22 protein-coding genes, 2 tRNA genes and 1 rRNA gene are annotated in these 22936 nt (G+C 54.3%); 10 read left to right on the top strand and 15 right to left on the bottom strand.

The genetic code is table 11. The annotated features are described in order from the left end of the window. Positions 1-25: 25 nt before the first annotated feature. Positions 26-928 (bottom strand): LysR substrate-binding domain-containing protein, encoded by a 903-nt coding sequence (locus tag C7434_RS00130; RefSeq protein ID WP_033738515.1) that lies wholly within the window; start codon positions 926-928, stop codon positions 26-28. A 94-nt stretch (positions 929-1022) separates the two neighbouring features. On the opposite strand from C7434_RS00130, the gene C7434_RS00125 reads away from it, so the two are divergent. Next, on the top strand, positions 1023-1796 hold the full coding sequence (locus C7434_RS00125) for an ArpA protein (protein WP_033738513.1): 774 nt from the start codon (positions 1023-1025) through the stop codon (positions 1794-1796). A 26-nt stretch (positions 1797-1822) separates the two neighbouring features. Here C7434_RS00125 and argE read toward each other — a convergent pair whose 3' ends face one another. The 5 genes from argE to C7434_RS00100 all read right to left on the bottom strand — a co-directional run bounded on the left by argE (position 1823) and on the right by C7434_RS00100 (position 6558). Beyond that, on the bottom strand, positions 1823-3034 hold the full coding sequence (gene argE, locus C7434_RS00120; RefSeq protein WP_033738512.1) for an acetylornithine deacetylase: 1212 nt from the start codon (positions 3032-3034) through the stop codon (positions 1823-1825). After that, positions 3012-3686, bottom strand: coding sequence for a DUF1028 domain-containing protein (locus tag C7434_RS00115; protein ID WP_033738511.1), 675 nt, complete (start codon positions 3684-3686; stop codon positions 3012-3014). The genes argE and C7434_RS00115 overlap by 23 nt, the downstream gene beginning before the upstream one ends. After that, the gene (locus C7434_RS00110; protein WP_033738510.1) at positions 3683-4117 is read right to left on the bottom strand and encodes a RidA family protein; all 435 of its coding nucleotides are present in this window, start codon (positions 4115-4117) and stop codon (positions 3683-3685) included. Before C7434_RS00110 ends, C7434_RS00115 begins: the two co-directional genes overlap by 4 nt. Positions 4118-4134: 17 nt before the next feature. Beyond that, complete coding sequence (locus tag C7434_RS00105; RefSeq protein WP_133745019.1) at positions 4135-5400, bottom strand: NAD(P)/FAD-dependent oxidoreductase; 1266 nt, start codon at positions 5398-5400, stop codon at positions 4135-4137. Between the two features lie 246 nt (positions 5401-5646). Further along, complete coding sequence (locus C7434_RS00100) at positions 5647-6558, bottom strand: LysR substrate-binding domain-containing protein (RefSeq protein ID WP_033738508.1); 912 nt, start codon at positions 6556-6558, stop codon at positions 5647-5649. A 419-nt stretch (positions 6559-6977) separates the two neighbouring features. Between C7434_RS00100 and C7434_RS00095 the strand changes: the two genes are divergently transcribed. Genes C7434_RS00095 through C7434_RS00080 form a run of 4 tightly spaced genes read left to right on the top strand, consistent with a single transcriptional unit; the run spans position 6978 to position 11015 of the window. Next, positions 6978-8501, top strand: coding sequence for an amino acid ABC transporter permease/ATP-binding protein (locus C7434_RS00095; protein ID WP_133745018.1), 1524 nt, complete (start codon positions 6978-6980; stop codon positions 8499-8501). A 27-nt stretch (positions 8502-8528) separates the two neighbouring features. Then, positions 8529-9401, top strand: coding sequence for a phytanoyl-CoA dioxygenase family protein (locus C7434_RS00090; RefSeq protein WP_033738505.1), 873 nt, complete (start codon positions 8529-8531; stop codon positions 9399-9401). Between the two features lie 23 nt (positions 9402-9424). Next, complete coding sequence (locus C7434_RS00085; protein ID WP_033738503.1) at positions 9425-10240, top strand: ABC transporter substrate-binding protein; 816 nt, start codon at positions 9425-9427, stop codon at positions 10238-10240. A gap of 43 nt (positions 10241-10283) precedes the next feature. Continuing rightward, positions 10284-11015: a class II aldolase and adducin N-terminal domain-containing protein gene (locus C7434_RS00080; protein ID WP_006118009.1), complete on the top strand. Its 732-nt coding sequence runs from the start codon at positions 10284-10286 to the stop codon at positions 11013-11015. A gap of 84 nt (positions 11016-11099) precedes the next feature. On the opposite strand, the gene puuE is transcribed toward C7434_RS00080, so the two are convergent. From puuE to C7434_RS00065, 3 genes are read right to left on the bottom strand one after another with little or no spacing between them, the layout of a single operon-like run. Next, positions 11100-12059: an allantoinase PuuE gene (puuE, locus tag C7434_RS00075; RefSeq protein WP_033738501.1), complete on the bottom strand. Its 960-nt coding sequence runs from the start codon at positions 12057-12059 to the stop codon at positions 11100-11102. Between the two features lie 34 nt (positions 12060-12093). Then, positions 12094-12825 (bottom strand): allantoin racemase, encoded by a 732-nt coding sequence (hpxA, locus tag C7434_RS00070; protein WP_033738498.1) that lies wholly within the window; start codon positions 12823-12825, stop codon positions 12094-12096. Continuing rightward, positions 12822-13544 carry a GntR family transcriptional regulator gene (locus C7434_RS00065; protein WP_006118006.1) on the bottom strand — a complete coding sequence of 241 codons (723 nt, stop codon included), beginning with the start codon at positions 13542-13544 and terminating at the stop codon, positions 12822-12824. Before C7434_RS00065 ends, hpxA begins: the two co-directional genes overlap by 4 nt. Before the next feature lie 142 nt (positions 13545-13686). On the opposite strand from C7434_RS00065, the gene C7434_RS00060 reads away from it, so the two are divergent. After that, positions 13687-15186 (top strand): NCS1 family nucleobase:cation symporter-1, encoded by a 1500-nt coding sequence (locus C7434_RS00060; protein WP_033738495.1) that lies wholly within the window; start codon positions 13687-13689, stop codon positions 15184-15186. 223 nt (positions 15187-15409) lie between these two features. Here C7434_RS00060 and C7434_RS00055 read toward each other — a convergent pair. Then, a tRNA-Asp gene (locus tag C7434_RS00055) sits at positions 15410-15486 on the bottom strand. 134 nt (positions 15487-15620) lie between these two features. Next, positions 15621-16352, bottom strand: coding sequence for a DNA polymerase III subunit epsilon (dnaQ, locus tag C7434_RS00050; protein WP_006118004.1), 732 nt, complete (start codon positions 16350-16352; stop codon positions 15621-15623). Positions 16353-16405: 53 nt separating this feature from the next. Here dnaQ and rnhA point away from each other — a divergent pair, with 53 nt between their 5' ends. Continuing rightward, positions 16406-16873, top strand: coding sequence for a ribonuclease HI (rnhA, locus tag C7434_RS00045; protein WP_006118003.1), 468 nt, complete (start codon positions 16406-16408; stop codon positions 16871-16873). On the opposite strand, the gene C7434_RS00040 is transcribed toward rnhA, so the two are convergent. Continuing rightward, a complete protein-coding gene (locus C7434_RS00040) occupies positions 16858-17592 on the bottom strand; it encodes a class I SAM-dependent methyltransferase (protein ID WP_033738493.1) in 735 nt (244 codons plus the stop codon). The genes rnhA and C7434_RS00040 overlap by 16 nt on opposite strands. Before the next feature lie 40 nt (positions 17593-17632). Between C7434_RS00040 and gloB the strand changes: the two genes are divergently transcribed. Together gloB and mltD are read left to right on the top strand one after the other, a co-directional pair. Beyond that, the gene (gloB, locus tag C7434_RS00035; RefSeq protein ID WP_054688126.1) at positions 17633-18388 is read left to right on the top strand and encodes a hydroxyacylglutathione hydrolase; all 756 of its coding nucleotides are present in this window, start codon (positions 17633-17635) and stop codon (positions 18386-18388) included. Positions 18389-18459: 71 nt separating this feature from the next. After that, positions 18460-19836, top strand: coding sequence for a murein transglycosylase D (mltD, locus tag C7434_RS00030; RefSeq protein WP_033738490.1), 1377 nt, complete (start codon positions 18460-18462; stop codon positions 19834-19836). A 100-nt stretch (positions 19837-19936) separates the two neighbouring features. Here mltD and C7434_RS00025 read toward each other — a convergent pair whose 3' ends face one another. Continuing rightward, complete coding sequence (locus C7434_RS00025) at positions 19937-20728, bottom strand: endonuclease/exonuclease/phosphatase family protein (protein WP_006117999.1); 792 nt, start codon at positions 20726-20728, stop codon at positions 19937-19939. 307 nt (positions 20729-21035) lie between these two features. On the opposite strand from C7434_RS00025, the gene yafC reads away from it, so the two are divergent. Next, the gene (gene yafC / locus C7434_RS00020) at positions 21036-21968 is read left to right on the top strand and encodes a DNA-binding transcriptional regulator YafC (protein WP_033738487.1); all 933 of its coding nucleotides are present in this window, start codon (positions 21036-21038) and stop codon (positions 21966-21968) included. Positions 21969-22371: 403 nt separating this feature from the next. Here the strand turns inward: yafC and C7434_RS00015 are convergent. Together C7434_RS00015 and rrf are read right to left on the bottom strand one after the other, a co-directional pair. After that, positions 22372-22448: transfer RNA gene (locus tag C7434_RS00015), tRNA-Asp, on the bottom strand. A 237-nt stretch (positions 22449-22685) separates the two neighbouring features. Beyond that, positions 22686-22801, bottom strand: a 5S ribosomal RNA gene (rrf, locus tag C7434_RS00010). Positions 22802-22936 lie beyond the last annotated feature (135 nt).

Raw genomic sequence — 22936 nt, 5'->3', positions numbered from 1 at the left:
GCTCAACTGCAACCCCTACGCCTTCCTACAGGGCGGCGAGCTCGCCTAACCAGGCGATCATTGCCTCTGCGCCAGGCTGGTTCAGCGTGCGATTCGGCCAGGCCAGATAATAGGGCTTGCTGAGCGGCAACGCGAGCGCATCAACAATGACCAGTTCGCCCCGGCCCAGCGCCTGGGCGATCATCCGGCGCTGTCCCAGCAGCACACCAGCGCCGGCCACGGCGGCATCAATCGCCAGCGAGGTCAGGTTAAAGGTCATGGCTGGTCGGGCTGCTGGCACAGCCATTCCTTTCGCCTCAAACCAGCCCGACCAGTCTGGCAAAAAGCGCCCTTCTTTGCCCCAGTCGAGATGAATCAGCGGCGCATGCCGTAACAGATCCTCGCGGGAAAAGGCGTCGATCAGCCGCGGGCTGGCGACCGGGAGCACCTCATCATGAAACAGATACGCTTTATTCAGTCTGGGATACGCCTCCTCGCCGAAACACATCACAAAGTCGGCCGGCGTTTGAGCAAAATCCACCTCCGCGTGCGTGCCATGTAAGGAAAGACTGACATCCGGACAGCGTTCACGCCAGCGGCACAGATGTGGCAACAGCCATTTCGACGCCAGCGCCGGCAGCGTGTAAAGCGTAAGCTGTGCAGCGGTCTCAGTGCGTCCTATGTTGCGCTGACCAAGCTGGAGAACCGCAAAGGCTTCCGTGACATAGCGAAGATACTGCTTGCCCGTCTCCGTCAGCATTACGCCCTGTTGCGTACGTAAAAACAGGACGCAGCCAAGGTGATCTTCAAGCTGGCGAATTTGCTGGCTCACCGCCGCAGGGGTTAAGGCCAGCTGTGCCGCGGCCCTGGTCAGGCTGCCGGTTTCCGCAGCCACTTTAAATGACTGAATCACGTTGATTTTAGGCAAGCGCGATGGCGGGTTGGGCATTAAGCATTCCTTATCAGGGTATTAACGATTTATTGGTATTCAGCTGATGCCGGGCAGGCTAGTGTGACAATTCATTCATTATGAGACCGCGACGATGCCCAAAGCCCTGGTACGTACTGACTTACATCCTCTGACCGACCACGCCTGGCGTCAAGACTGTCGCAGGCAACTTAATCAACACGGCGCGCTGGTGTTGCGTCATTTTTTGCAGCCTGCCGCCCTGCAGGCCATTGTCGCAGAAGGCAATGCGCAGCGCGATCGGGCTTATTACACTGTCAGTCAGCACAACGTTTACCTGATGAAAACGGATGCCGGCTTCAGCGACAGCCATCCACGCAACCGCGAAGTAAACAGCACCAAAGGGTGCATTACGGACGATATGATTGCAGCGGATTCCCCGCTGCGTCAGCTGTATGACGATGCGCTGTTTCAGTCTTTCTTATGCGAAGTGCTGGACGAAGAGGCGCTGTATCCCTACGCCGACCCGTTGTCTTCGATTAACCTGCACTATGCGCCACAGGGTAAAGAGCTGGGATGGCATTTTGATAACTCCTCGTTTGCCATCACGTTGCTGGTGCAGAAACCGCTGGGCGGTGGACGATTTCAGTATGTGAAAGACCTGCGGGATGCTGATGCAGGCGAAATGAATTACGCGGGCGTGGCCGCCGTGCTCGATGAACAGCACGCCGTCGATGAACTGGCTATGGATGCCGGTGACCTGGTACTGTTTCGTGGGCGAAATTCACTGCATCGCGTGACGCCCACAGAAGGCGACGTCACGCGCATGCTGGCGGTGCTGGCCTACAATACCGCGCCCGGCATCGCCCTGTCGGAAACGGCCCGCCTGACGTTTTACGGCCGGTTGTAAACCGCACCCGCAAACGTTTTTGCCGATCATCTGGCCGCGCGGCGCGCTCCACCCTGCGTGGCTTTATTGGTGGACGTTACCGCCATCCACTGACGCAGGTTTTGTAGCATTGCCATACAGCGTTCAAGCTGTTCAAGACTGACAAACTCATCTGCTTTGTGTCCCTGTTCCATGCTTCCCGGCCCGCAGACCAACGTGGCTACCCCAATCTCGTCAAATAATCCCCCTTCGGTGCCAAAGGCGACCGTAGCGAAGTCGTTATGTCCGCTCCACTGCGCCAGCCAGCGGGCAAAGTCGGTCTGCGGATCGGTCAATAAGCCGGGGTAGTCGCTCAGTGGTTGAAAGGTAATGTTGCACAACGGTTCAGTGCGCTGCATTTCAGGCACCAGTTCTGCTTCGGCGAAGTGGCGTACGCTGTCATACAGCGCCTGAGCATCCGTACCAGGCAGCGTTCGCCACTCCATATCAAACTGGCAGGTCGCAGGAACAATATTCAGTGCTGTCCCGCCCTGAATCGTGCCAATCTGCAGCGTGCTGTAAGGCGGTTCAAACCGTTCGTCACGTTGCAGCTTTAACGCTTCTTCCTGCTGCAAAAGATGCGCAATTAACCGGGCGGCGTAGTGAACCGCATTCACGCCCTGATGCGTATAGGCAGAGTGGCAGGCGTGGCCCTGCACCCGACAGCGCACCGCCCGTTTTCCCTTATGTCCGTAAACCGGCTGCATGGCGGTCGGCTCACCCACAATACACATCGCCGGTTTTGCCGGTGAGGCATTGAGCATCGCCACCAGCGAGCGCACGCCCAGGCACCCCACCTCTTCGTCACAGGAAAACGCCAGATGCAAAGGCATGCGCAGGGGCTGCTGAAGAAACGCATCCAGCATGGCCAGCACGCAGGCAATAAAGCCTTTCATATCGGCGCTTCCCCGACCGTAGTATCGTCCGTCACGTTCCGTCAGGGCGAAAGGCGGCACGGACCAGTTTTGCCCCTCAACCGGCACCACGTCCGTATGCCCTGACAGCATAACGCCGCCTTCGCCCTCCGGCCCCAGACGCGCATACAGATTGGCTTTTTTACCGCTGTCGTCATACAGCCACTGCGTCGTTATGCCTCTGTCAGTCAGGTAGTCGTCAATAAACTGGATCAGGGCCAGGTTTGACACCCGACTGGTTGTGTCAAAGGCCAGCAGAGAGGCCAGAAGCGCCCGTAACGTCTCATTCATCGCCGGGCACACCATAGGCCGGTGCCTCACGCGGATCCAGCGCGCGCGTGACATAGGCTTCCATCTGGGGTTCATAGGCAAGCCACAGTTGTGTCAACTGCCCGACAGGGTCGTGCCCGGTCCAGTCGATGCGCAGATCCACCAGCGGCCAGGGATAATCATCCACAAGTTTGAGCGCAGCTGAATGTAACGGCCCGGCTTCTCCGCCTGCCGCCACGCCGGCCTGAAGGGCGGCAAGCAGCCGACTGGCCAGTTCACCGGAGGCCGCTTCAAAGGCTGCGCACATGGATGCCGTTACGTCCTTGTTCGCCAGCATATTGCCTGCGGCGATACAGTTTTTTCCTTCGGCCATGCTCCAGATACCCAGCGTCTTGCTGCCACTGAAAAACGCTGTGTTACCCTGAATATCAATCGCGGCGACCTGGCGGTAATCACTGAATCTGTCGCCAGCCAGCGCCCGCTTTAGCGCCACGTTCAGATCGCTGCCCTGATCCAGATGCAACAGAATCTGCTGCCCCAGAGAGGGCAACGTAATATTCTGGCTGGATACGGCGCCCACGCCGGCCTGGAGCCAGGGACAGCGCGCACCTACCGCAATGCTGGATGAACTGATAGCGATGCCGAGCTGACCGGTTTCTTCGCACCGTGCCGTCACTGATAAGGTCATTGGTCTGCTCCACGTTTCCAGTCATCCGGAATCACCGCAATGACATCAATTTCCATCAGCCACTGCGGCTGTGCCAGAGCCGAAATCACCAGCCCTGTTGAGACGGGGAAAACACCTTTTAGCCACTTTCCGACTTCCCGGTAAACCGGTTCGCGATAACGCGGGTCGACTATATACGTGGTGGTTTTGACAATATGCGACAGATCGCTCCCCGCCTCTTCCAGCAGTTGCTTCACATTTTTCATCGCCTGCGCCGCCTGCGCGGCCGGATCGCCCAGGCCAATCAGATTACCGTCGAAGTCAGTGCCGACCTGGCCGCGCAGGTACACTGTGTTACCTGCACGTACGGCCTGGCAAAGATCGTTGTCCAGCGTTTGATTAGGGTACGTTTCTTTGGTGTTAAACATCCGAATACGAGTATGGGTTGGCATAACAGCAGTCTCCTGGTTCAGTTTTCTGACGCGGCACGGTAATCCTGATACTGACGCTGAATAGCAATATGGTCGGCAACATACTTTGCGTCATGCCACACGCCCCAGATAAACGAGGAGCCGCGGCGCGACTGCCAGGGCAGCCCGAGGAAATAGAGTCCGGACTCCGGGGAGACGCCGCGTTGATGGAGAGGTCTGTTTTTCTCGTCAAAGGCGTTAACCTTCAGCCAGGTATAATCCGTGGCATAGCCTGTCGCCCAGATGAGCGTCGTGATCCCTGCGCGGACCAGATTGAGCGACTGCACAGGATGCGAGACGCTTTCCGGATCGGGCAGAAAGGCGCGTGCGGCCGGATCCTCGGGTAAATTCAGGCCATGGCGTTCAACCCAGGCATCGGCCGCATCCAGCAGGGATAAATAGTTTTCATCGCCTGCGGCAATGTTTTGCGCCAGATCGGGCTTAAAGGTCACGACCTCGCCGGAAAAGCGCTCCGTCAATCCGACCAGGTTGATGCCCTGCTCCGCCAGTTTGCGAAAGTCGACGGTATGCCCGCCGCGCGCGCCGCTGACCGCGATGGTGACGTGTTCTTTCCCCGGTTGGCTGGCTGCCGCATCCCACAGGCCAAGGACTCCTAACCACCAGCAAAAGTCCCGGTTGCGATAGCGGCGAGGCGGACGATCGTGGGGACCAACGGAGAGCCACACGTCTTTTCCTGCACGCTGAAGCTCATCGGCAATCTGCACCCCTGACGAGCCCGCGCCGATAACCAGCACACCACCTTCAGGCAGTTGTTGCGGGTTACGGTAGTCCGCCGAATGTAACTGGGTGAACCGTGTATCCGTGGGCGCAATGGCGGGAATCACAGGCTTCTGAAAAGGCCCTGTGGCGACGACTACGCGCCGGGCAACGATCGGACCAGCGGAGGTTGAGACGTCGAACCCGCTGCGCCCGACACGCGGTACCACGCTGATGACTTCGACGCCCGTTTTGACAGGCGCCTCGATGTGCTGCACATACGCTTCAAAATAGTCAGCGATCTGTTCTTTAGGCACAAAGCTGTCAGGATCCTGCCCCGGAAAAGTCATGCCGGGAAACCGATCGTGCCAGGCCGGGCCGTTGGCGACCAGCGAGTCCCAGCGCCGGGTCCGCCACGCTTCGGCAATACGATTTTTTTCCAGCACGCAATGCGGAATGCCGAGCCGCCCCAGATGCTCGCTCATGGCGATGCCGGCCTGCCCTGCCCCAATCACCAGGGTATCTGTTTTTTGCTCTGATATTGTCATTCCATCATCCTCAAGCCCGACGTTTTAATGACGTGTTCCTGACACGCGCCAGCGCCAAGACTATTTGAGGCAGATGAATGGGTAAAATATTATAAAGCTAATATCTGAATAAGAAATTAATAAGCAGAAGATACGTGCCCGGTTATTAAAGCCACTCAGCGAATAAAGCGCGAAATTAGCCGATGAGATTTACCGCAAATACATTTCTTTTTCTTACCAAACAGCACGGTAATTGCGCGGCACTTTTTACACGGTGGGCCCCAACGCACTATTCTGGCAATAGTCCATAAAAAGTTTTGTCGGTCGCGTCGGTTCATTATGACTTAACCAGGCCATGATTAACGTCGAGGCTTCCATATCATCTTCAATATCAATCTGCGCCAGCTTTTCACCGTCATAAGTCACATCAGTGCAGGGGCGGGTGACCAGAACTGAAAACCCCAGCCCCTGTCCTACCATGCAACGCACCATTTCAATGGAAGGCGAACTGTAGGCTACCTGCGGGTGGTACCCTTTGCTTTTGAAAATATTGATGAAGTAATTCCTGCTGGGTACCGCATCCAGCAAAATCATAGGTTCCTGACTCAGCTCACGCAGCGTGACCAGGGATTTTTGTGCCAGTGGATGGTTTACCGGCAGGAGCGCGTAAGGTTTATGCGGAGCGTTTAACGTGGTTTTTTGAATGGTGTTATCCAGCTCGAGATCGTAGAGAAAAGCCAGATCAAAACGTCCGCGATGGAGTCCATGCATCAGTTCATGCTGCTCGCCATCGTACAGTTCAATGGTAATATCCGGATAGTGTTTTTTAAACCCGGCTATCAGTTTGGGCATATACAGCGGCGCCGCAGATTCAAAGCATCCCACCGCAATGGTGCCTGAAATCAGGGTGTTATCTGCTCGTGAGTTTTGCTCAAACTCGTGTGTCAGACGTAGCAGCTCCTGCGCCTTTTCGTAAAAACGGCGGCCGCCAGGCGTCAGCGAAACACCCTGTGCGTGATGGCGGATGAGCAGTTGCTGATCGAAGGCGTCCTCCAGATTTTTGATGGAAACGGAAATGGAGGGCTGGGCGATATGCAACTGACGCGAGGCTTCCGCAATGCTTTCCGTCTCCACCACGGCGACGAAATATCTGAGCTGTTTAAGTGTAAAGCGACTCATGGCGTTACCTCTGTTTTTTATGGTCAGCAAGACACCTTGCTTCGTTCCGGCCTAAGCAGCACTGCAAATGCTGTGCCACTTACCTGCCCGTTCCACCTGAACGCCGTTTATGTATTAACGCCATTCCACCTGTTTTTTTACGTCTGGCAGAAACGTAATCATCAAAAAGAAATTGCACCAATAACTCTCACCCTGCGTCGCAATGATCAGCGTGCTGCCCTAAATAAGCGCAAACAGGGAAAGAATACGTTAATTATTGCCCTGCACTGTTAAAAAGACACCGTTTAAAAAGGGATATAACAGTTGGATAGTTTTTTTAAAATCAGAAGCCAGCAAATTACTAATTGCTATCGTTCCCGTCCTGCCGCCATAGTGAATTACAGAATTATTCACCCCTTCTGTTTAATGTGAGCAAGCCCATGACATTTAACTGGAACTATATGTTCAGTCTGTTTAGCGACGCTAATTTTTGGCTGGCGACATGGACTGTCATCAAACTGAGCCTGCTGACCTGGGGAACGAGCATTATTGCGGGATTTATCCTGGCGCTGGCCAAGCAGTCGCGCCATCCCTTATTGACGCTGCCGGCCCGGTTTTATATCTGGCTCTTTCGCAGCCTGCCTTTGCTGGTGCTGCTGATCTTTGTTTATAACCTGCCTCAGGCATTGCCCGCCACGTCGACGGTACTGAGCGATCCATTCTGGGCAGGATTTATTGCGCTGACCATGTGTGAAAGCGCCTATATCGCAGAGATTCACCGTGGCGGGCTGCTGGCGATTCCCAAAGGCCAGAGCGAGGCTGCCCGGGCACTGGGATTACGCTATGCAGGCATTCAGTGGCGCATCATTATCCCGCAGGCACTGCGTGTGGCCTTACCGGCACTGGCGAATGAATACATCGCGATCGTGAAGCTGACGTCACTGGTCTCTGTTATCTCGCTTACCGAAATTTTGATGGTCGGCCAGCGACTCTACTCGCAAAACTTTCTGGTCATGGAAACCATGGCGGCAGTGGCCTTCTATTACGTGCTGATCGTTACCGTCTTTGACTTCCTGCTGAAACAGCTGGAGCGCTATCTGGACGTGACACAACGCCAACCGTCCGGCAAACCTGATGCACATCTTTTCGAACTCGCACAACGCGCAGCGGTGAATCCTGTCCGTCAGGCGTTTCACGCCAGCGGACCAGCGTTGCAGGCCCTGCGTCTGCACAAGGCTTACAACAATGTTGAAGTGCTGGGCGCCGTTAACCTGCAGATCCATCCTGGCGAAGTGGTTTCCGTAATCGGGCCTTCAGGTTCAGGAAAAACCACGCTGATTCGCCTGCTTAATGGTCTGGAGCAGATCGATAACGGTGAAATTCGTATTAACGGAAAACCCTTTATTCATCTCAGTCAGCAGGGAGAGCAACGCAAGCCACGCTTCGTTGAGCATGCAGAGCATCGTCTTAATATCGGGATGGTCTTTCAGAGCTTTAATTTGTTCAGTCATCTCAGCGTTATGGACAACCTGTTGCTGGCGCCTCGCTATCACAAGCTCGCGCCTGCCGCCGTATTAAAACAGCAGGCTGCTGCGCTGCTTTTTAAAGTCGGCATGCTCGACCATGCGTGGAAGTACCCTCATCAGCTCTCCGGCGGTCAGCAGCAACGCGTGGCTATCGCACGTGCCTTGATGATGCGTCCGCAAATCATGCTGTTCGATGAACCCACCTCTGCGCTGGATCCCGAAAAAGTGAATGAAGTGCTTCAGGTCATTGAAGCCCTGGCAAGCGAGGGCATCACCATGGTGATCGTGACCCATGAGATGAACTTCGCCTTCAAGGTGTCTGACCGGGTTGTCTTTATGGAAAAAGGACGCGTGGTCTGTGACGACGCGCCGCAGGCTCTACGCGATGGCCAGCATCCGCGCGTGGAAGCTTTTCTGAAGGATGTCTCGCTGGCGTAACGATGTATTAATCACGAGGGCACGACCATGATTGAACAGTGGCAGGTAGATCAGTATCACCAGCAGGGATTTCTGGTAGTTGAAAATGTCCTGACAAGCGATGAAATCGCAGCGCTACAACACGACTTTGACCAGTGGCTTGAGGAAAGCCGCAGCCAGAATGCGCCCTGGGGTGATACGCAGGATGGGCGTCCGCGTTTCGATATTGAGAGCGATCACCGTGCCGATCATCCTTCTTTGCGCCGCGTCAGCTCACCGAACGATATCTCTGCCGCCTATCGCCATGCGGCACTACAGTCACGTATGGCGCAGATTGCCGGACAGTTAATCGGGGGCAGCGGTGCACGCTATCATCACAGTAAGATCAACTCGAAACTGCCCCATACCGCAACGAAAGTGGAGTGGCACCAGGATTTCCTGTTCACCCCGCACAGCAACGACGATATCGTGACCGCGCTGCTGATGGTCAGTGAGGTCACGCCGGAAAATGGTCCGCTGAACGTGGTGCCGGGCAGCCATCAGGGGCCGCTTTATTCACACTGGCAGGGTGGCCGCTTTACCGGTGCCGTTGATCCCGCAGTGGTGAAAGAACAGTGCCAGCAACCTACCGCCTGTTTTGGTCCCTCGGGTTCTGTGTGCTTTATGCATACCCGACTGCTGCACGCCTCCAGTCCCAATGAAACCGAATGGCCGCGCACACTGTTTATCGCCGTGTACGCCGCTGAAGATGCACTGCCGTTCGGTGAAAACCCGTTACCCAGCCCGGATGCGGGCACGCTGGTTTACGGTCAGGAGAGCGGCATGATCCGCAGCACCGCAAACGCCTTCCGCCTGCCGCAGAAACCGCGCGGTGCTTCGTTTTTTGTTCAACAGGCCGGTAAAGATCTTGCCAACGTCTGATGGCATTTTTCAGAGAGAGAATAATGATGAAAACCTACGTGTTAAGTCTGCTTGCCGCAGGCGCTGTACTGGCGTCCTTTAACGCCTCAGCCTTTTTACAACCCGGCAAAATTATCGCCGGATCGGATATGACCTTCTTTCCGTATGAGTACATGAAGGATAATAAACCCGCCGGCTTTGACATTGAGTTTCTTGATGGTCTGGCCAAAGTGATGGGCCGTCAGGCCGTTAACATTGATACCCGTTTCCCTAACCTGATTACCGGCTTGCAGAGTAACCGGTTTGATATGACTAATTCGTCGATGTACATCACCGCCGATCGCATGAAAGTGATCGACATGATTCCCTATCTGAAAAGCGGCGAAGCTATCCTGTCGTTGAAGGGAAGCGATTACCAACCCAAAACGCCTGAAGATTTCTGCGGCCATAAAATCGGTTCGATGGGCGCCACGTCGTGGTTGCAGCAGTTACACAAACTGTCTGACGACTACTGTGTGAAAAACGGTAAACCCCCCATCGCGATTAGCGAATATTCGACCGATCCGCAGACAACGCAGGCGATGCTCTCCCATGCGGTCGAAGCACAGATTACCGATGCCGCCGTGGCGCGTGGCGTGGTGCAAAAGCTGGGCGACCGTATTCAGATTTCCTCCACGACACTTATCTATCCGGTGTTAAACGGTTTTGGCGTGAAGAAGGACAATACGGAGGTGAAAAAAGCCCTGGTCGCTGCGCTGGCTACCTTCAGTAAAACGCCCGAATATGCCGCGCTGCTCAAAAAATACCATTTTGAAGCGCCAACAGCCGACGATCTCAACACCCTGATGCCAAAACCTTAATCTCAAACGCGTGCCCGTCACGCGTTCATTTTCAGGAGGGAATATGGCGCTTTCTTTTGAAGAGCAGACCCGTATCGATCTGGCGGCGGCCTTTCGCATTATTGCCCACCTGGGCATGCATGAGGCGGTAGCGAACCATTTCAGTGCCGCCGTTTCACCGGATGGTAAGCAGTTTCTGATGAACCCAAAGTGGAAACACTTTTCACGGCTTCGCGCCAGCGACCTGCTGCTGCTTAATGCAGAAGATACCGCCTGTGGAGAGCGGGATGATGTAGACGCCACGGCCTGGTCGATCCATGGGCAAATTCATCAGCGGCTCCCAGAAACCCGGGTCGTGATGCATCTGCATCCGGTTTACACCACCAGCGTCGCCTGTCTGGCGCAGCCACACATTCCGCCTGTCGATCAAAACAGTGCGCGCTACTTCAACCGTATCGCGGTGGATACCCTGTACGGGGGCATGGCAGACACTCAGGAGGAAGGCGCCCGACTGGCCAGCCTGCTGACCGATAAGCGTCGTCTGTTGATGGGTAATCACGGCGTTATGGTTACCGCCCAGACGGTGGGCGAGGCCTATGATGATATCTGGACACTGGAGCGGGCCTGCCAGATTCTGGTCACCGCCTGGTCTACCGGGCAACCGTTGAAGGTGCTGAGCGACGAGGTCGCGGAAAAAACGGCCCGTGACTGGGAAGGCATCCCCGACTTCTCTCTGCGGCATTTCGAAGAGATGAAGCAGTTGATGATTGAGGCCGATCCCACGTTATGTGACTGAGTGGGGCCGTGCGGACGACAATGCCGGAAACCGGGGCAGCGCGTGGCGACATCCTTTTGCCGTCACGCGCTTGCCGCCGGGAGATTACGCCTCTGGCGCGGGGTAGGTTTTTATCCAGTGATCGGCAATCTGCTGCCGGGTGCAAATCCACACATCTTTATGCTGCTGAATGTGGTCGAGGAAATTTTGCAAGGCGCGGAATTTTCCCGGGCGACCTAACAGGCGGCAGTGCATCCCCACCGACATCATTTTGGGCGCGGTTTCGCCTTCTTCATACAGCACGTCGAACGTATCGCGCAGATAGGTGAAGAACTGCTCTGCGGTATTGAAACCCTGGGGCGAGGCAAAGCGCATATCGTTGCATTCCAGCGTGTAAGGAATGATCAGATGGGGTTTTACCGTACCGTCCTGACAGGTGACCTGAGTCCAGAACGGCAAATCATCACCATAATAGTCGCTGTCATAACTGAAGCCGCCCTGTTCCACCACCAGCCGCCGCGTATTGGGGCTGTCGCGTCCGGTGTACCAGCCTGTGGGCGCTTTGCCAAACAGGTCCGTTAACACATCCACCGCCTGCTGCATGTGCTGACGTTCGGTTTTAGCATCAATGCCCTGATAGTGGATCCAGCGCCAGCCGTGGCTGACCACGTCATACTGCGCCTGTTTGATGGCGTCCACGATGTCCGGGTGGCGCGCCAACGCCATCGCGACGCCAAACACGGTCAGGGGCAGTCCGCGCTTCTGAAACTCATTGTGAATGCGCCAGAAACCGGCGCGGGATCCATACTCGTACAGGGATTCCATCGACATATGCCGATCCGGATAACTGGCCGCCCCAATGATGTCAGACAGGAACTGTTCTGAACCCGTGTCGCCGTGCAAAACGTTGTTTTCTGCCCCTTCCTCATAGTTGAGTACAAACTGCACCGCGACGCGCGCTTTCTTTGGCCAGCGCGCATGTGGAGGCTTTCCACCGTAACCGATCAGGTCACGCGGGTAATTCTTATTGAAGCTGTAGGTTTTTTTATCCTGGCTTTCAGTCATCACTTGCATCCTGTCGTTGAACGGGAACATCTGCTTAGTTTAGGTGCTGAAAGACACCTGAGAGCGGTTTATGTAGCGGATAAGCTAAATCGCCTTGTTTACTGGTGCCAAAACCCAGCGCCACCAGCGATTCCACCATCTTGACGGCGGCGCTGACGCCATCAATCACCGGCATCTCCAGCTCTTTTGTCAGCGACGCGGCCAGCGTTGCCATGCCCCCACAGCCTAAAACAATGGCGCCACAGCCATCTTCCCGCTTTGCCTGGATACAGCGCTGGCGCACTTTCTCCTGCGCCACGCCGCTGCCGTCTTCCAGCGCCAGCACGGGTAAATCAATAGCATGTAAAGCAGCACAATGGTGCGTAAAACCGTACTGCTGAAGTAAATGGCGTGCGATGACCAGCGTGCGGGGCAACGTCGTGACAATTGAAAAACGCGTTGCCACCAATGTGGCGGTATGCATGGCCGCCTCCGCGATACCGATGACCGGCCCGCTGGCCAGTTCGCGTGCCGCCAGCAAGCCAGGATCGCCAAAACAGGCAATCACATGGCCACTGACGCCCTGCGCTTTGCCGAGCTTCACCTGTTCCAGCACGCCGATCGCCGCTATCGCCTCATCAAAATGCCCTTCAATCGACGGCACGCCCTGCGAAGGGCAAACGGCAATAATGTCCGTTCCAGGTGCGGCCACCGCGCGGGCCGCCTGACCGATGGTTTCGGTCATCGCCTGGCTGGTATTGGGATTGATAACCTGAATCAGGCTCATGATACGGCTCCTTTATGCCCGGCAAACAGTCGGGAAAAATCCGGTAGTGTTTCGCCTCCGCGCTCAAAATGGAGGCTGGCAACGATGTGTTCAAAATGGTGCTGCAGCGAGGCGGTCAGTGACACCAGGTCTTTTTCCCGGAGTCGCTGGAGTAACTGGCCGTGATCGTCACAGCGACAACCGCGCTGCCAGGGCGCGCCCCAGGTGGCAATCACCAGCGACGATCGCTGGGCCAGTTGCGTCACCAAATCTGTTAATACCTGATTGCCCGAAATCGCCTGCAACTGGATATGAAAGGCCGCGGACAGACGAATCGCCGCCGGCCCGTCATGCCGGGCAATCGCTTCTTTTTCCTGCTCAACCAGGGCCGTGAGCCCGGCCAGGTGGGGTGCCTGCAGATGTTCCAGCACCGCAGAAAGATTGCCGCACTCAAGCAGGCTTCGGGTGCGGAAAATATCCCGCGCTTCCTCCACGCCCGGTGTGGCGACATGTGCACCACGTTTGGGCGTGAGCGTGATCATTTGCACCGCAGCAAGGCGCTGCAAGACCTTACGGATGCCCGTGCGGCTCACGCCAAAGACCTCTGAAAGCGCTTCTTCCGGCAATTTGCTGCCGGGCGGCAGTTGATGTTCGACAATGGCGTTCATTAACGCCTGATAGATAGGTTCATCTTTATCATGCAGCTCGGCCGCCGTTCTCTGGCCTGTTTCACTCTTCATCACCCGCTCCGGTAAACATCATTGCGTCACTTATCGTATACGTTAAAAATAAATTTTGTATACAAAAAACAAATCTGGCCTGGATCCTGCAATGTGATTTCACAAGGTTATTTTATTCATGTCTTTGAGAGGAGCAGGTTTCATGCCAAATCATTCAACGGTGGGTAACACATCGGCCTCTGAAGCCGGAAAAGCATACAGTCCGAAGCTATGTAATGCTGACCTGGCGCCTACCCGTCATCAAAACTGGTCGTGGTACAACATCTTTTCCTTCTGGATGTCGGATGTGCACAGCATGGGCGGCTACGTGGTCGCGGCAAGCTTCTTCACATTAGGGCTGGCCAGCTGGCAGGTGCTGCTGTGTTTGCTGGCGGGGATCTGTATTGTTCAGCTCTGCGCCAACCTGGTCGCTAAACCCAGCCAGATGGCCGGCGTGCCTTATGCGGTCATTTGCCGCCAGGCATTCGGTGTCTTTGGCGCCAATATTCCGGCGGTGATCCGCGGCCTGATTGCGTTTGCCTGGTACGGTATTCAGACCTGGCTGGCGGCGAATGCGCTGATGCTGGTGCTGCTGAAGTTTTATCCGTCGCTGGAAAGCCTGACGCACAGCCACTGGCTTGGCTTATCGCAACTGGGCTGGTACTGCTTTGGCGTGATGTGGGTTCTGCAGGCGATGGTGTTCTGGCACGGCATGAGTGCGATTAAGCGCTTTATTGATATCGCTGGTCCCGCCGTTTACGTCGTCATGCTGGCACTGGCGGGCTGGATTGTATACAAAACCGGATTCGACGGTATTTCGTTTACGCTGGCCAGCAAATCGCTGTCCGTCGGTGAACAAACCTGGCAGATGATTACGGCAACGGCACTGGTCGTGTCTTACTTCTCAGGCCCGCTGCTGAACTTTGGTGACTTTTCTCGCTACGGCAAAAGCATGAGTGAGGTTCGCCGGGGTAACCGCTGGGGACTGCCGTTCAATTTCCTGCTGTTCTCCATCGTGACCGTTGTGATTGTATCGGGTACGCAGTCCTTGTTTGGCAAAATGATCACCGATCCTATCGAAACCGTGAGCATGGTTGGCAGCGATTTAGCCGTGGCGATTGGCTTACTGACCATGATCACCGCGACGATTGGCATCAACATTGTGGCGAACTTCGTGTCTCCTGCTTTCGATTTTTCTAACTGCTCGCCTCAGAAAATCAGTTTTCGTACCGGGGGGATGATTGCAGCGGTGGGTTCGGTCCTGCTCACGCCGTGGAATCTGTTCCAGTCGCCTGAACTGATTCACTATACGCTGGACGTACTGGGTTCGTTTATCGGGCCTTTGTTTGGCATTCTGTTAGCCGATTTTTACCTGATCAAAGGCGGCCGTATTTCTGTGGACGATCTGTTCGATGCCACACCGCAGGGGCGCTACTGGTATCGCGGTGGATTTAACCCAAAAGCCATTGTTGCCCTGCTGCCCTCGGTCGCTATTTGTCTGGTGATTAGCTTTATCCCTTCTCTGCATCAGGTCGCCAACTTTAGCTGGTTTATCGGCGTGGCGCTGGCGGCAAGCTGCTACTGGCTGGTGGCGCGGGAAAAACAGGTTGCAGGAAAACATACGACAATCCCGTCGGGTGCCGTCGCGATGCAGAAAGACTGATTCACGCTTACTGCCAGTCAGTCCGTTTCTGTGAGGACTGGCTGCGGGAACGTCGTTCTTACCCTGCCTTTATGGGGCATTTATTGGGTGCGACGGGCATCAGGTCGAAAATACGGGATAGCACTGAGCGTGACGGGCAAACCGGCTGTTGAGAGGAAGACGAGAAACGTCCAGAGCCAGAAAGCAAAAACGCCATGCTGATAACCAGCATGGCGTCAAAATTTGGCGGAACGGACGGGGCTCGAACCCGCGACCCCCTGCGTGACAGGCAGGTATTCTAACCAACTGAACTACCGCTCCGCGCTTTGTTCCCCGTCGGGAACGAGGCGCATATTAATCACATCATTACTCGCCGTCAACGGTTTTCCCCCTGCCCGCTTCCGTTTGCTGCTATTTTCGCCCCGATGTTGATTTTACACACAAATCTTTGCGACTCAGGCGCGCCAGAGGCAACTGCCCCCCTTCTTCATGATCAGATCCAGCCGTGATTCGTGATGACTGATTTCCTCATCACTGGCGGTGACCACGCGCAATCCTGATGTGGGCCGAACGATGCGCTGAATGCCTTCGCTCTGCTGCTGACGCGAGCGATCCTCTTCCGACGAGAAAGACAAGGACGTTTGTCCGCCCGTCATGGTTAAAAAGACTTCGGCCAGGATCTCGGCATCGAGCAGTGCGCCGTGCAACGTACGCTTACTGTTGTCTATCTCATAACGTGAACACAGCGCGTCGAGGCTGTTGCGCTTACCGGGGAACATACGGCGCGCCATCGCCAGGCTGTCAGTAATCTTGCAGAAGGTTTCCGTTTTTTCGATGCCGCGCTCAAGCTTGCTGAACTCATAATCCATAAAGCCGATATCAAACGAGGCATTATGAATAACAAGTTCTGCACCACGGATGTAGTCAAGAAACTCATCGGCAATCTCACTGAAGGTCGGTTTATCCAGCAGAAACTCATCGGCAATACCGTGAACGCCAAACGCTTCCGGGTCGACCAGCCGATCGGGCTTGAGATACATGTGGAAGTTGTTCCCTGTCAGGCGACGGTTCACCACTTCAACGGCACCGATCTCAATGATGCGGTGACCTTCATAATGCACCCCGATCATATTCATACCGGTGGTTTCAGTATCGAGAACGATTTGGCGGTTATTTGCAGTGCTCATAGGGCTCGTTTTATGTCAGACTTGGCGTTTTGTCAGAAGGAAGTCTACCAGAGATGCGCAAACAGGTAGAAATTTATACCGATGGTTCCTGCCTCGGCAACCCGGGCCCGGGAGGTTATGGCGCAATTTTGCGTTATGGGCAACATGAAAAAACATTTAGCGCCGGTTACCGCCTGACGACCAATAATCGCATGGAACTGATGGCGGCTATCGTCTCGCTGGAAGCCCTGAAACAACCCTGTGACGTGGTATTGAGTACCGACAGTCAGTATGTGCGCCAGGGCATTACGCAATGGATTCATAACTGGAAAAAACGCGGCTGGAAAACAGCCGATAAGAAGCCGGTTAAAAACGTCGATCTGTGGCAACGGCTTGATACTGCGCTCAGCACCCATCAGATTCAATGGGAGTGGGTTAAAGGCCATGCGGGCCACCCGGAGAATGAACGCTGCGATGAACTGGCACGCCATGCCGCAAACCATCCGGCTTTTGATGATATCGGCTATCAACCAGAATCCTGATCGTTGACGTGTCTGAACTGCCGTGTCGCATTCACAGGCTGCGGCAGGGGCCTTTTGCTCAGACTCATTCTTGCCTTGGTCGGCGTGAGAGGGAAACTGCGCTTACGCGCGACGACGATATTCAGGCACCCCAAAGCAGGTAAGTGAGCGCTGATCATTCTGCCGCCCTGCCGGTGCCAGGGCAACACCTGAAAACGCGTACGAAAGACCACTTCATAATTCAGCAATCCCAGCCAGTCCAGTAATCGCATCTGGCTGAACATGCGCCCGCTCCAGGGCGCTTTACGCTGTATTCCGGGTAGTATTTTACTGATGCCCAGCAGACTGAACGGATTGAAGCCGCTGATTATCATCCAGCCATCATCGATCAATACCCGGTCCACTTCCCGCAATACCCGGTGGGGATCCTGACTCCAGGATAACGTATGGGCCAGTAAACAGGCATCGACAGACTTGGCTTCGAACGGGAGCTGGGTGGGATGCGCCAGGACCTGTAAGCCTTCACCTTCGACACCTACGCTGACCTGATGGGAAATCGCGCACTGTTCCGTATTGATTTCTGCGCTGAGGTTGCCAAGCTTAAGCATATGAAAGCCATAAAGCTTTCCGAGGTAAGGCTGAAGTTGCTGCGTCAGGGCATCGCGAAAGTAAATGCCCCATGGCATATCGTGCCATGAGCGTGGGGCGTTCAGGATTTGGCGTGTCTTGGCGGGCTTCATGCTTTACCATTTTCCTTTTAACGACCAGCGAGAGGTATTTATGAATCTTACCAGCATTCCTGCACTGCAAGATAACTACATCTGGACGTTAACAGATGACGAAGGAAAATGCCTGATTGTTGACCCGGGTGAAGCCCAGCCGGTTCTGGAGAAAATTCAGGCCAATGGCTGGCAGCCTGTCGCCATTTTGCTGACGCATCATCACAACGATCATGTCGGTGGCGTGAAAACGCTCTGTGAACATTTTCCCGAGATTGCCGTTTACGGTCCGCAGGAAACGGCAGATAAAGGGGCAAAAACATGCGTGCGTGAAGGAGATAACGTTGACGTTTTGGGCCTGTCATTCGCGGTCATCGCAACGCCGGGGCACACTTTAGGACATATCTCATATTACAGTGCACCTTATCTTTTTTGTGGAGATACGATGTTCTCAGGTGGTTGCGGACGGCTTTTCGAAGGCACCCCCGAGCAAATGTACCAATCCTTTCAAAAGCTTAACTCGCTCCCGGAAGACACATTGGTGTGCTGTGCGCATGAATATACTTTATCCAATTTGAAGTTTGCTGCCGCAATTTTACCCCACGATCCGCAAATAACGGCTGAATACCATAAAATTAAGGACTTACGGGCCGAAAACCGCATTACTTTACCTACAAAACTGGCCCATGAGCGTGTGATAAATTTATTTCTCCGAACGCAAGATGCTGATTTACAACGCGCTTTAAACGTTGATGCTGGGGTTGGGCCCGTATGGCAAACATTTGCTGTTCTACGCGAGAAGAAAGACGCTTTTTGATTTTTCGGGTTGTGTTGTGAAGGACCGTCACGTATAGTTGCTCGTCTTTTAAGCGAACTATTGACACACACATGAAGGCTAAAGCGATATTATTCGCCTCGGTCTTGCTGGTAGGATGTCAGGCATCACGGAATGACGCCAATATCCCCGAACAGCATGCCCAGAGTCTGTCTTCAGCTGGTCAAAGTGAAAATGGAAAATACGGTGATCGACTTTTATCGCCGCGATGGCAGGAAGATGGAACTGGCCTCGCAGAAGATAATGATCTCTGGCGTTTCATTAGTGACGAGTTGAAGATGGGGATTCCGGAAAACGCCCGGATCCGCGAACAGAAATTAAAGTTTTTAAAAAATAAGAGCTATCTCCACGATGTAACATTACGGGCAGAGCCGTACATGTACTGGATAGTCGAGCAGATTAAGAAACGTAATATGCCGATGGAACTGGTACTGCTACCCATAGTGGAGAGCGCTTTTGATCCTCACGCAACGTCATCTGCAAATGCCGCTGGCATCTGGCAGATCGTTGGGAGTACGGGTCGAAACTATGGTTTAAAACAGAACCGTTACTACGATGGTCGTCGCGATGTTGTCGCCTCAACGAAAGTAGCACTGGATATGATGCAGCGTCTTAATACGATGTTTGGTGGTGACTGGCTTTTGACAGTGGCGGCTTACAACAGCGGAGAAGGACGGGTACTCAAAGCGATTAAACAGAACAAGGCGCGCGGTAAGCCTACCGACTTCTGGCATCTTTCGCTTCCACGTGAAACCACGGTTTATGTACCAAAAATGTTGGCCTTGAGCGAGTTGCTTAAGCACAACAAGCGTTACGGTATCAAACTGCCGACGCCTGACGAAAACCGTGCTCTGGCACGCGTTGAAGTGGGTCAGCAGATAAAACTGACGCAGGCCGCAGAAATGGCGGGTATGTCGCTCACCAAGTTGAAGAGCTTCAATACCGGTTATAAAGGCGGCGCAACAGCACCCAATGGGCCACATTACATTCTGGTGCCGAAGTCTAACGTCGCAAAGCTGCGTGATTCACTGGCTTCCGGTGATATCTCTGCCGTGCAGCCCACACAACTGGCGAAAGCCAGCAATGAGGGGGGCTACAAAGTGCGAAGCGGCGATACCTTATCCGGTATTGCGAATAAGTTAGGCGTCAGCGTGGCCGCACTGAAGCAGCAAAATAACCTGCGCAGTGCCAGTATTCGTCCCGGTCAGCTACTGACTGTGGGTTCGAATGGCACGAGCCTTGCGGATAATAGCAACAGCATCACCTATCGCGTTCGTAAGGGTGATTCTCTTGACAGTATCGCCCGTCGTCACGGCGTTAACATCAAAGACGTGATGCGCTGGAACAGTGTTGTGAGTAACGCAAAAGATATTCAGCCTGGTGACGAGCTCACGTTGTTCGTTAAGAATAACGCAACACCAGATACCTGATACGTTGAAAAGGCTGACATTTGTCAGCCTTTTTTCTTGTTTGATTCTACATCCTGCCCGTGACCACGTTCTCTCTGCCCTTTCCTGCCTGATGTCACCTTTATCGTCTGGTACTGAACTCAACCAAAAGCGGGTTATGGTCGGATGCCTGCGTCACCAGAACCGAGGCTTCACTGACGTGTATATCGCGATAAAAAACGAAATCTAAAGGTCTGCCAAAGGCTTTACGCCGGTGATCGGCGGTAAACATCACCTCTTCCAGTTTCATCTGATGCGCAAAGCGATAGAGGGCGTTAATGCGCTGGCGGCTCCAGGCGTTGAAGTCGCCCGCCATAATGACAGGCCCGCGATGATGGATAATCTGTTCGCCAATGGGGCCGAGCTGCTTGCTGTAAACATCCACGCCCAGGCTAAAATTTACCGCGTGGATGTTCACAACCATCAGCATCTCGCCCGTGGGAAGCGGATACGCCGTGACTAAGGCGGATTTTGAGAGCCTTAACAGGGGTTCTCGCTCGCGCAGGGGGCAACAATAAACAGGGTGAGCAGAAGCTAACGTCATGACGCCAGAGGGGTGCTGAGGCAGCACTAAAGCCGGGACCTGATCGGCCGCCAGATAGTTACTGGTCGCAAAGCGGATTAGCTCGGGCGTCGTCTGCGCTTCCTGAAGCAGAACCAGATGGGCATCCTTACCAAACCCTTCCAGCACGGACATCCAGTCAGCGCGCTGCTGCTTAAAGATATTCCATACTAATACTTTCAAAGTGGGATCGGCGGGCAGTGGCTCACCCGGTGGCAGTGCCTGGCCGAGATGAAACATGGCACCCGGAGGAAAGATCCTTTCCGCTGGCTGTCCGGCTACATATCTCATCGCATAGGTTTTTTTGCGCACTGTCCCGCCTGGCTAATCATTCAGAAATTCATGTCACTTATCTGTTATAGGGATTTTAGTACGCAGTTTCAATCGATGCCGACGATTGTTCGAGACCGCCCTCCCACTTTATTGTCGTCACGAATGGCGTAATCCGGCCTGTGCAGACCGTTTCTTCCACTAAAAAGATAACCGGCCTGACGGAAAGGCGCTTTCGTCTTCTTTAGCCCACTTTACCAAAAAGCCATCCGCGCCAAGGGGGTAAACGGCAGGCTGTGCTTTAATTAGCGGTATATGGCCTCAGGCGCTATTTCACGTGAAGGAAACAATGAAGGCATCTTCTGAAGAACTCAAAGTATTTGTCAGCGTGGTTGAAAACGGGAGCTTCAGCCGCGCGGCGGATGCCTTGCAGATGGCCAATTCCGCCGTCAGCCGCACGATCAAAAAACTGGAAAATAAACTCGGACTGGCTTTACTGACGCGCACCACACGCAATCTTGCGTTAACGCAGGAAGGAGAACGTTATTTCCAGCAGGTTCAGCATTTTCTTCAGGTGATGACGGCCGCAGAAGACGCGTTGATAGAGAGCCGTCATGCGCCCAAGGGATTGTTACGTATTGATGCCGCCACTCCTGTCATACTGCATCTCCTGATGCCCATGATAAAAGCTTTTCGGGAGCGCTATCCCGAGATTGCCCTTTCACTGATTTCATCTGAAAACTTCATTAATCTCATCGAGCGTAAAGTCGATGTGGCGATTCGGGCAGGCAGCCTTACCGATTCAGGCCTGCGGGCACGACTGCTGTTCACCAGCTATCGCCGCTTTATTGCCTCTCCCGGGTATCTGGAGAAATATGGTATTCCTGTGCGCACAGCCGATCTGGATAATCATCAGTGTCTCGGTTTTATTGATGCGCCACGTCTTAACCGCTGGCCAATCGCCTGTAACGATGGGGAACTTTACATCATCCGTTCGGAACTGGATTCTAACAGCGGAGAAACCATCAAGCAGCTTTGTCTGGACGGTAATGGGATTGCCTGCCTTTCTGATTATATGGTGCATAAAGAGATCGCTGACGGAAGTCTGGTGGAGATCCTGGCCGATCAACGTTTACCGGTAGAGATGCCGTTCAATGCTGTCTATTACAGCGATCTTGGCGTAAGCCAGCGCGTGCGTGCCTTTATTGATTTTTTAAGCGAATGGGTAGTAGAGCAACCCTGGCATATACAGACTCAGTTACAGCCGTACACCCACCCCTGAAAGCAGTAATTCCCCTCGCCAGACTGTTTAAACATCATCTTCTGATGACGTTTACAGCGCAAATCCAGCCTCGTTTGCAGCCGTTCTGCGTCCCTGAAAGCGCAGGAGGGCGTAAGCGAATACGGCGTCGTGAGAATGACCGCCTGATAGTGTAGTGCAAAGAGGGTGAGGTGAAGCCGGACCTTCAATACGCCTGTTTTGAGCGCCAGTCGAGGACAGACCGGAATGTCAGCAGGAAGATTATGCAGCCGGGAGAGTGCGCGGAGGTAATGTCTTTTATATTAAGGAAAGGACTGAGTAGCACGCCAATGCGCGATCAATAAGCTGTGAAGTGATTGCCCTGGGCTGATTGCCGTAGAAATGGAAAAAGCCCTGACCGTTAAGTCAGGGCTTTCCAATTAAGTGGCGGAACGGACGGGGCTCGAACCCGCGACCCCCTGCGTGACAGGCAGGTATTCTAACCAACTGAACTACCGCTCCACCGATTCTGTACTGATCGCAGAAAAACGTTCTGCTGTCAGGTGTTTCGCCCTTCCGCGTCACCGGTAAGGTCATGACCAGCGTGCTGGTCTTAAATTAATGCCTGGCAGTTTATGAATCACGCCGTGATTCACCCTTCGGGCCGCTGCGTTGCAGCGTTCAAAAGCGTTCGCTTTTGTCCTACTCTCTGTTGAGTAGCGAACTGCCCGAAGTTACGTGCAGGTTTTTTAATTTAATGCCTGGCAGTTCCCTACTCTCGCATGGGGAGACCCCACACTACCATCGGCGCTACGGCGTTTCACTTCTGAGTTCGGCATGGGGTCAGGTGGGACCACCGCGCTACAGCCGCCAGGCAGATTCTGTCTGCCGCACCGCCCTCTCGGGCCGCACGGCGTTATCCGGTAAACAAGCCTGAAAATTCTTCTGTCTCTCAACCCAAAACGCCTCTGGCGTTGTAAGGTTAAGCCTCACGGGTCATTAGTACCGGT

Source organism: Pantoea sp. PNA 14-12 (genome assembly GCF_004364735.1).
In the GTDB taxonomy this organism is placed as follows: Bacteria; Pseudomonadota; Gammaproteobacteria; order Enterobacterales; family Enterobacteriaceae; genus Pantoea; species Pantoea stewartii.
Note: the sequence above shows the minus strand (reverse complement) of the source record. Positions and strands in the feature narration are given on the sequence as shown.

Excerpts from the sequence above, each read along its gene's own strand:
- C7434_RS00130 (WP_033738515.1), bottom strand. The coding sequence starts at position 928 with ATGCCCAACCCGCCATCGCGCTTGCCTAAAATCAACGTGATTCAGTCA.
- C7434_RS00125 (WP_033738513.1), top strand. The coding sequence starts at position 1,023 with ATGCCCAAAGCCCTGGTACGTACTGACTTACATCCTCTGACCGACCAC.
- argE (WP_033738512.1), bottom strand. The coding sequence starts at position 3,034 with ATGGTGTGCCCGGCGATGAATGAGACGTTACGGGCGCTTCTGGCCTCT.
- C7434_RS00115 (WP_033738511.1), bottom strand. The coding sequence starts at position 3,686 with ATGACCTTATCAGTGACGGCACGGTGCGAAGAAACCGGTCAGCTCGGC.
- C7434_RS00110 (WP_033738510.1), bottom strand. The coding sequence starts at position 4,117 with ATGCCAACCCATACTCGTATTCGGATGTTTAACACCAAAGAAACGTAC.
- C7434_RS00105 (WP_133745019.1), bottom strand. The coding sequence starts at position 5,400 with ATGACAATATCAGAGCAAAAAACAGATACCCTGGTGATTGGGGCAGGG.
- C7434_RS00100 (WP_033738508.1), bottom strand. The coding sequence starts at position 6,558 with ATGAGTCGCTTTACACTTAAACAGCTCAGATATTTCGTCGCCGTGGTG.
- C7434_RS00095 (WP_133745018.1), top strand. The coding sequence starts at position 6,978 with ATGACATTTAACTGGAACTATATGTTCAGTCTGTTTAGCGACGCTAAT.
- C7434_RS00090 (WP_033738505.1), top strand. The coding sequence starts at position 8,529 with ATGATTGAACAGTGGCAGGTAGATCAGTATCACCAGCAGGGATTTCTG.
- C7434_RS00085 (WP_033738503.1), top strand. The coding sequence starts at position 9,425 with ATGATGAAAACCTACGTGTTAAGTCTGCTTGCCGCAGGCGCTGTACTG.
- C7434_RS00080 (WP_006118009.1), top strand. The coding sequence starts at position 10,284 with ATGGCGCTTTCTTTTGAAGAGCAGACCCGTATCGATCTGGCGGCGGCC.
- puuE (WP_033738501.1), bottom strand. The coding sequence starts at position 12,059 with ATGACTGAAAGCCAGGATAAAAAAACCTACAGCTTCAATAAGAATTAC.
- hpxA (WP_033738498.1), bottom strand. The coding sequence starts at position 12,825 with ATGAGCCTGATTCAGGTTATCAATCCCAATACCAGCCAGGCGATGACC.
- C7434_RS00065 (WP_006118006.1), bottom strand. The coding sequence starts at position 13,544 with ATGAAGAGTGAAACAGGCCAGAGAACGGCGGCCGAGCTGCATGATAAA.
- C7434_RS00060 (WP_033738495.1), top strand. The coding sequence starts at position 13,687 with ATGCCAAATCATTCAACGGTGGGTAACACATCGGCCTCTGAAGCCGGA.
- dnaQ (WP_006118004.1), bottom strand. The coding sequence starts at position 16,352 with ATGAGCACTGCAAATAACCGCCAAATCGTTCTCGATACTGAAACCACC.
- rnhA (WP_006118003.1), top strand. The coding sequence starts at position 16,406 with ATGCGCAAACAGGTAGAAATTTATACCGATGGTTCCTGCCTCGGCAAC.
- C7434_RS00040 (WP_033738493.1), bottom strand. The coding sequence starts at position 17,592 with ATGAAGCCCGCCAAGACACGCCAAATCCTGAACGCCCCACGCTCATGG.
- gloB (WP_054688126.1), top strand. The coding sequence starts at position 17,633 with ATGAATCTTACCAGCATTCCTGCACTGCAAGATAACTACATCTGGACG.
- mltD (WP_033738490.1), top strand. The coding sequence starts at position 18,460 with ATGAAGGCTAAAGCGATATTATTCGCCTCGGTCTTGCTGGTAGGATGT.
- yafC (WP_033738487.1), top strand. The coding sequence starts at position 21,036 with ATGAAGGCATCTTCTGAAGAACTCAAAGTATTTGTCAGCGTGGTTGAA.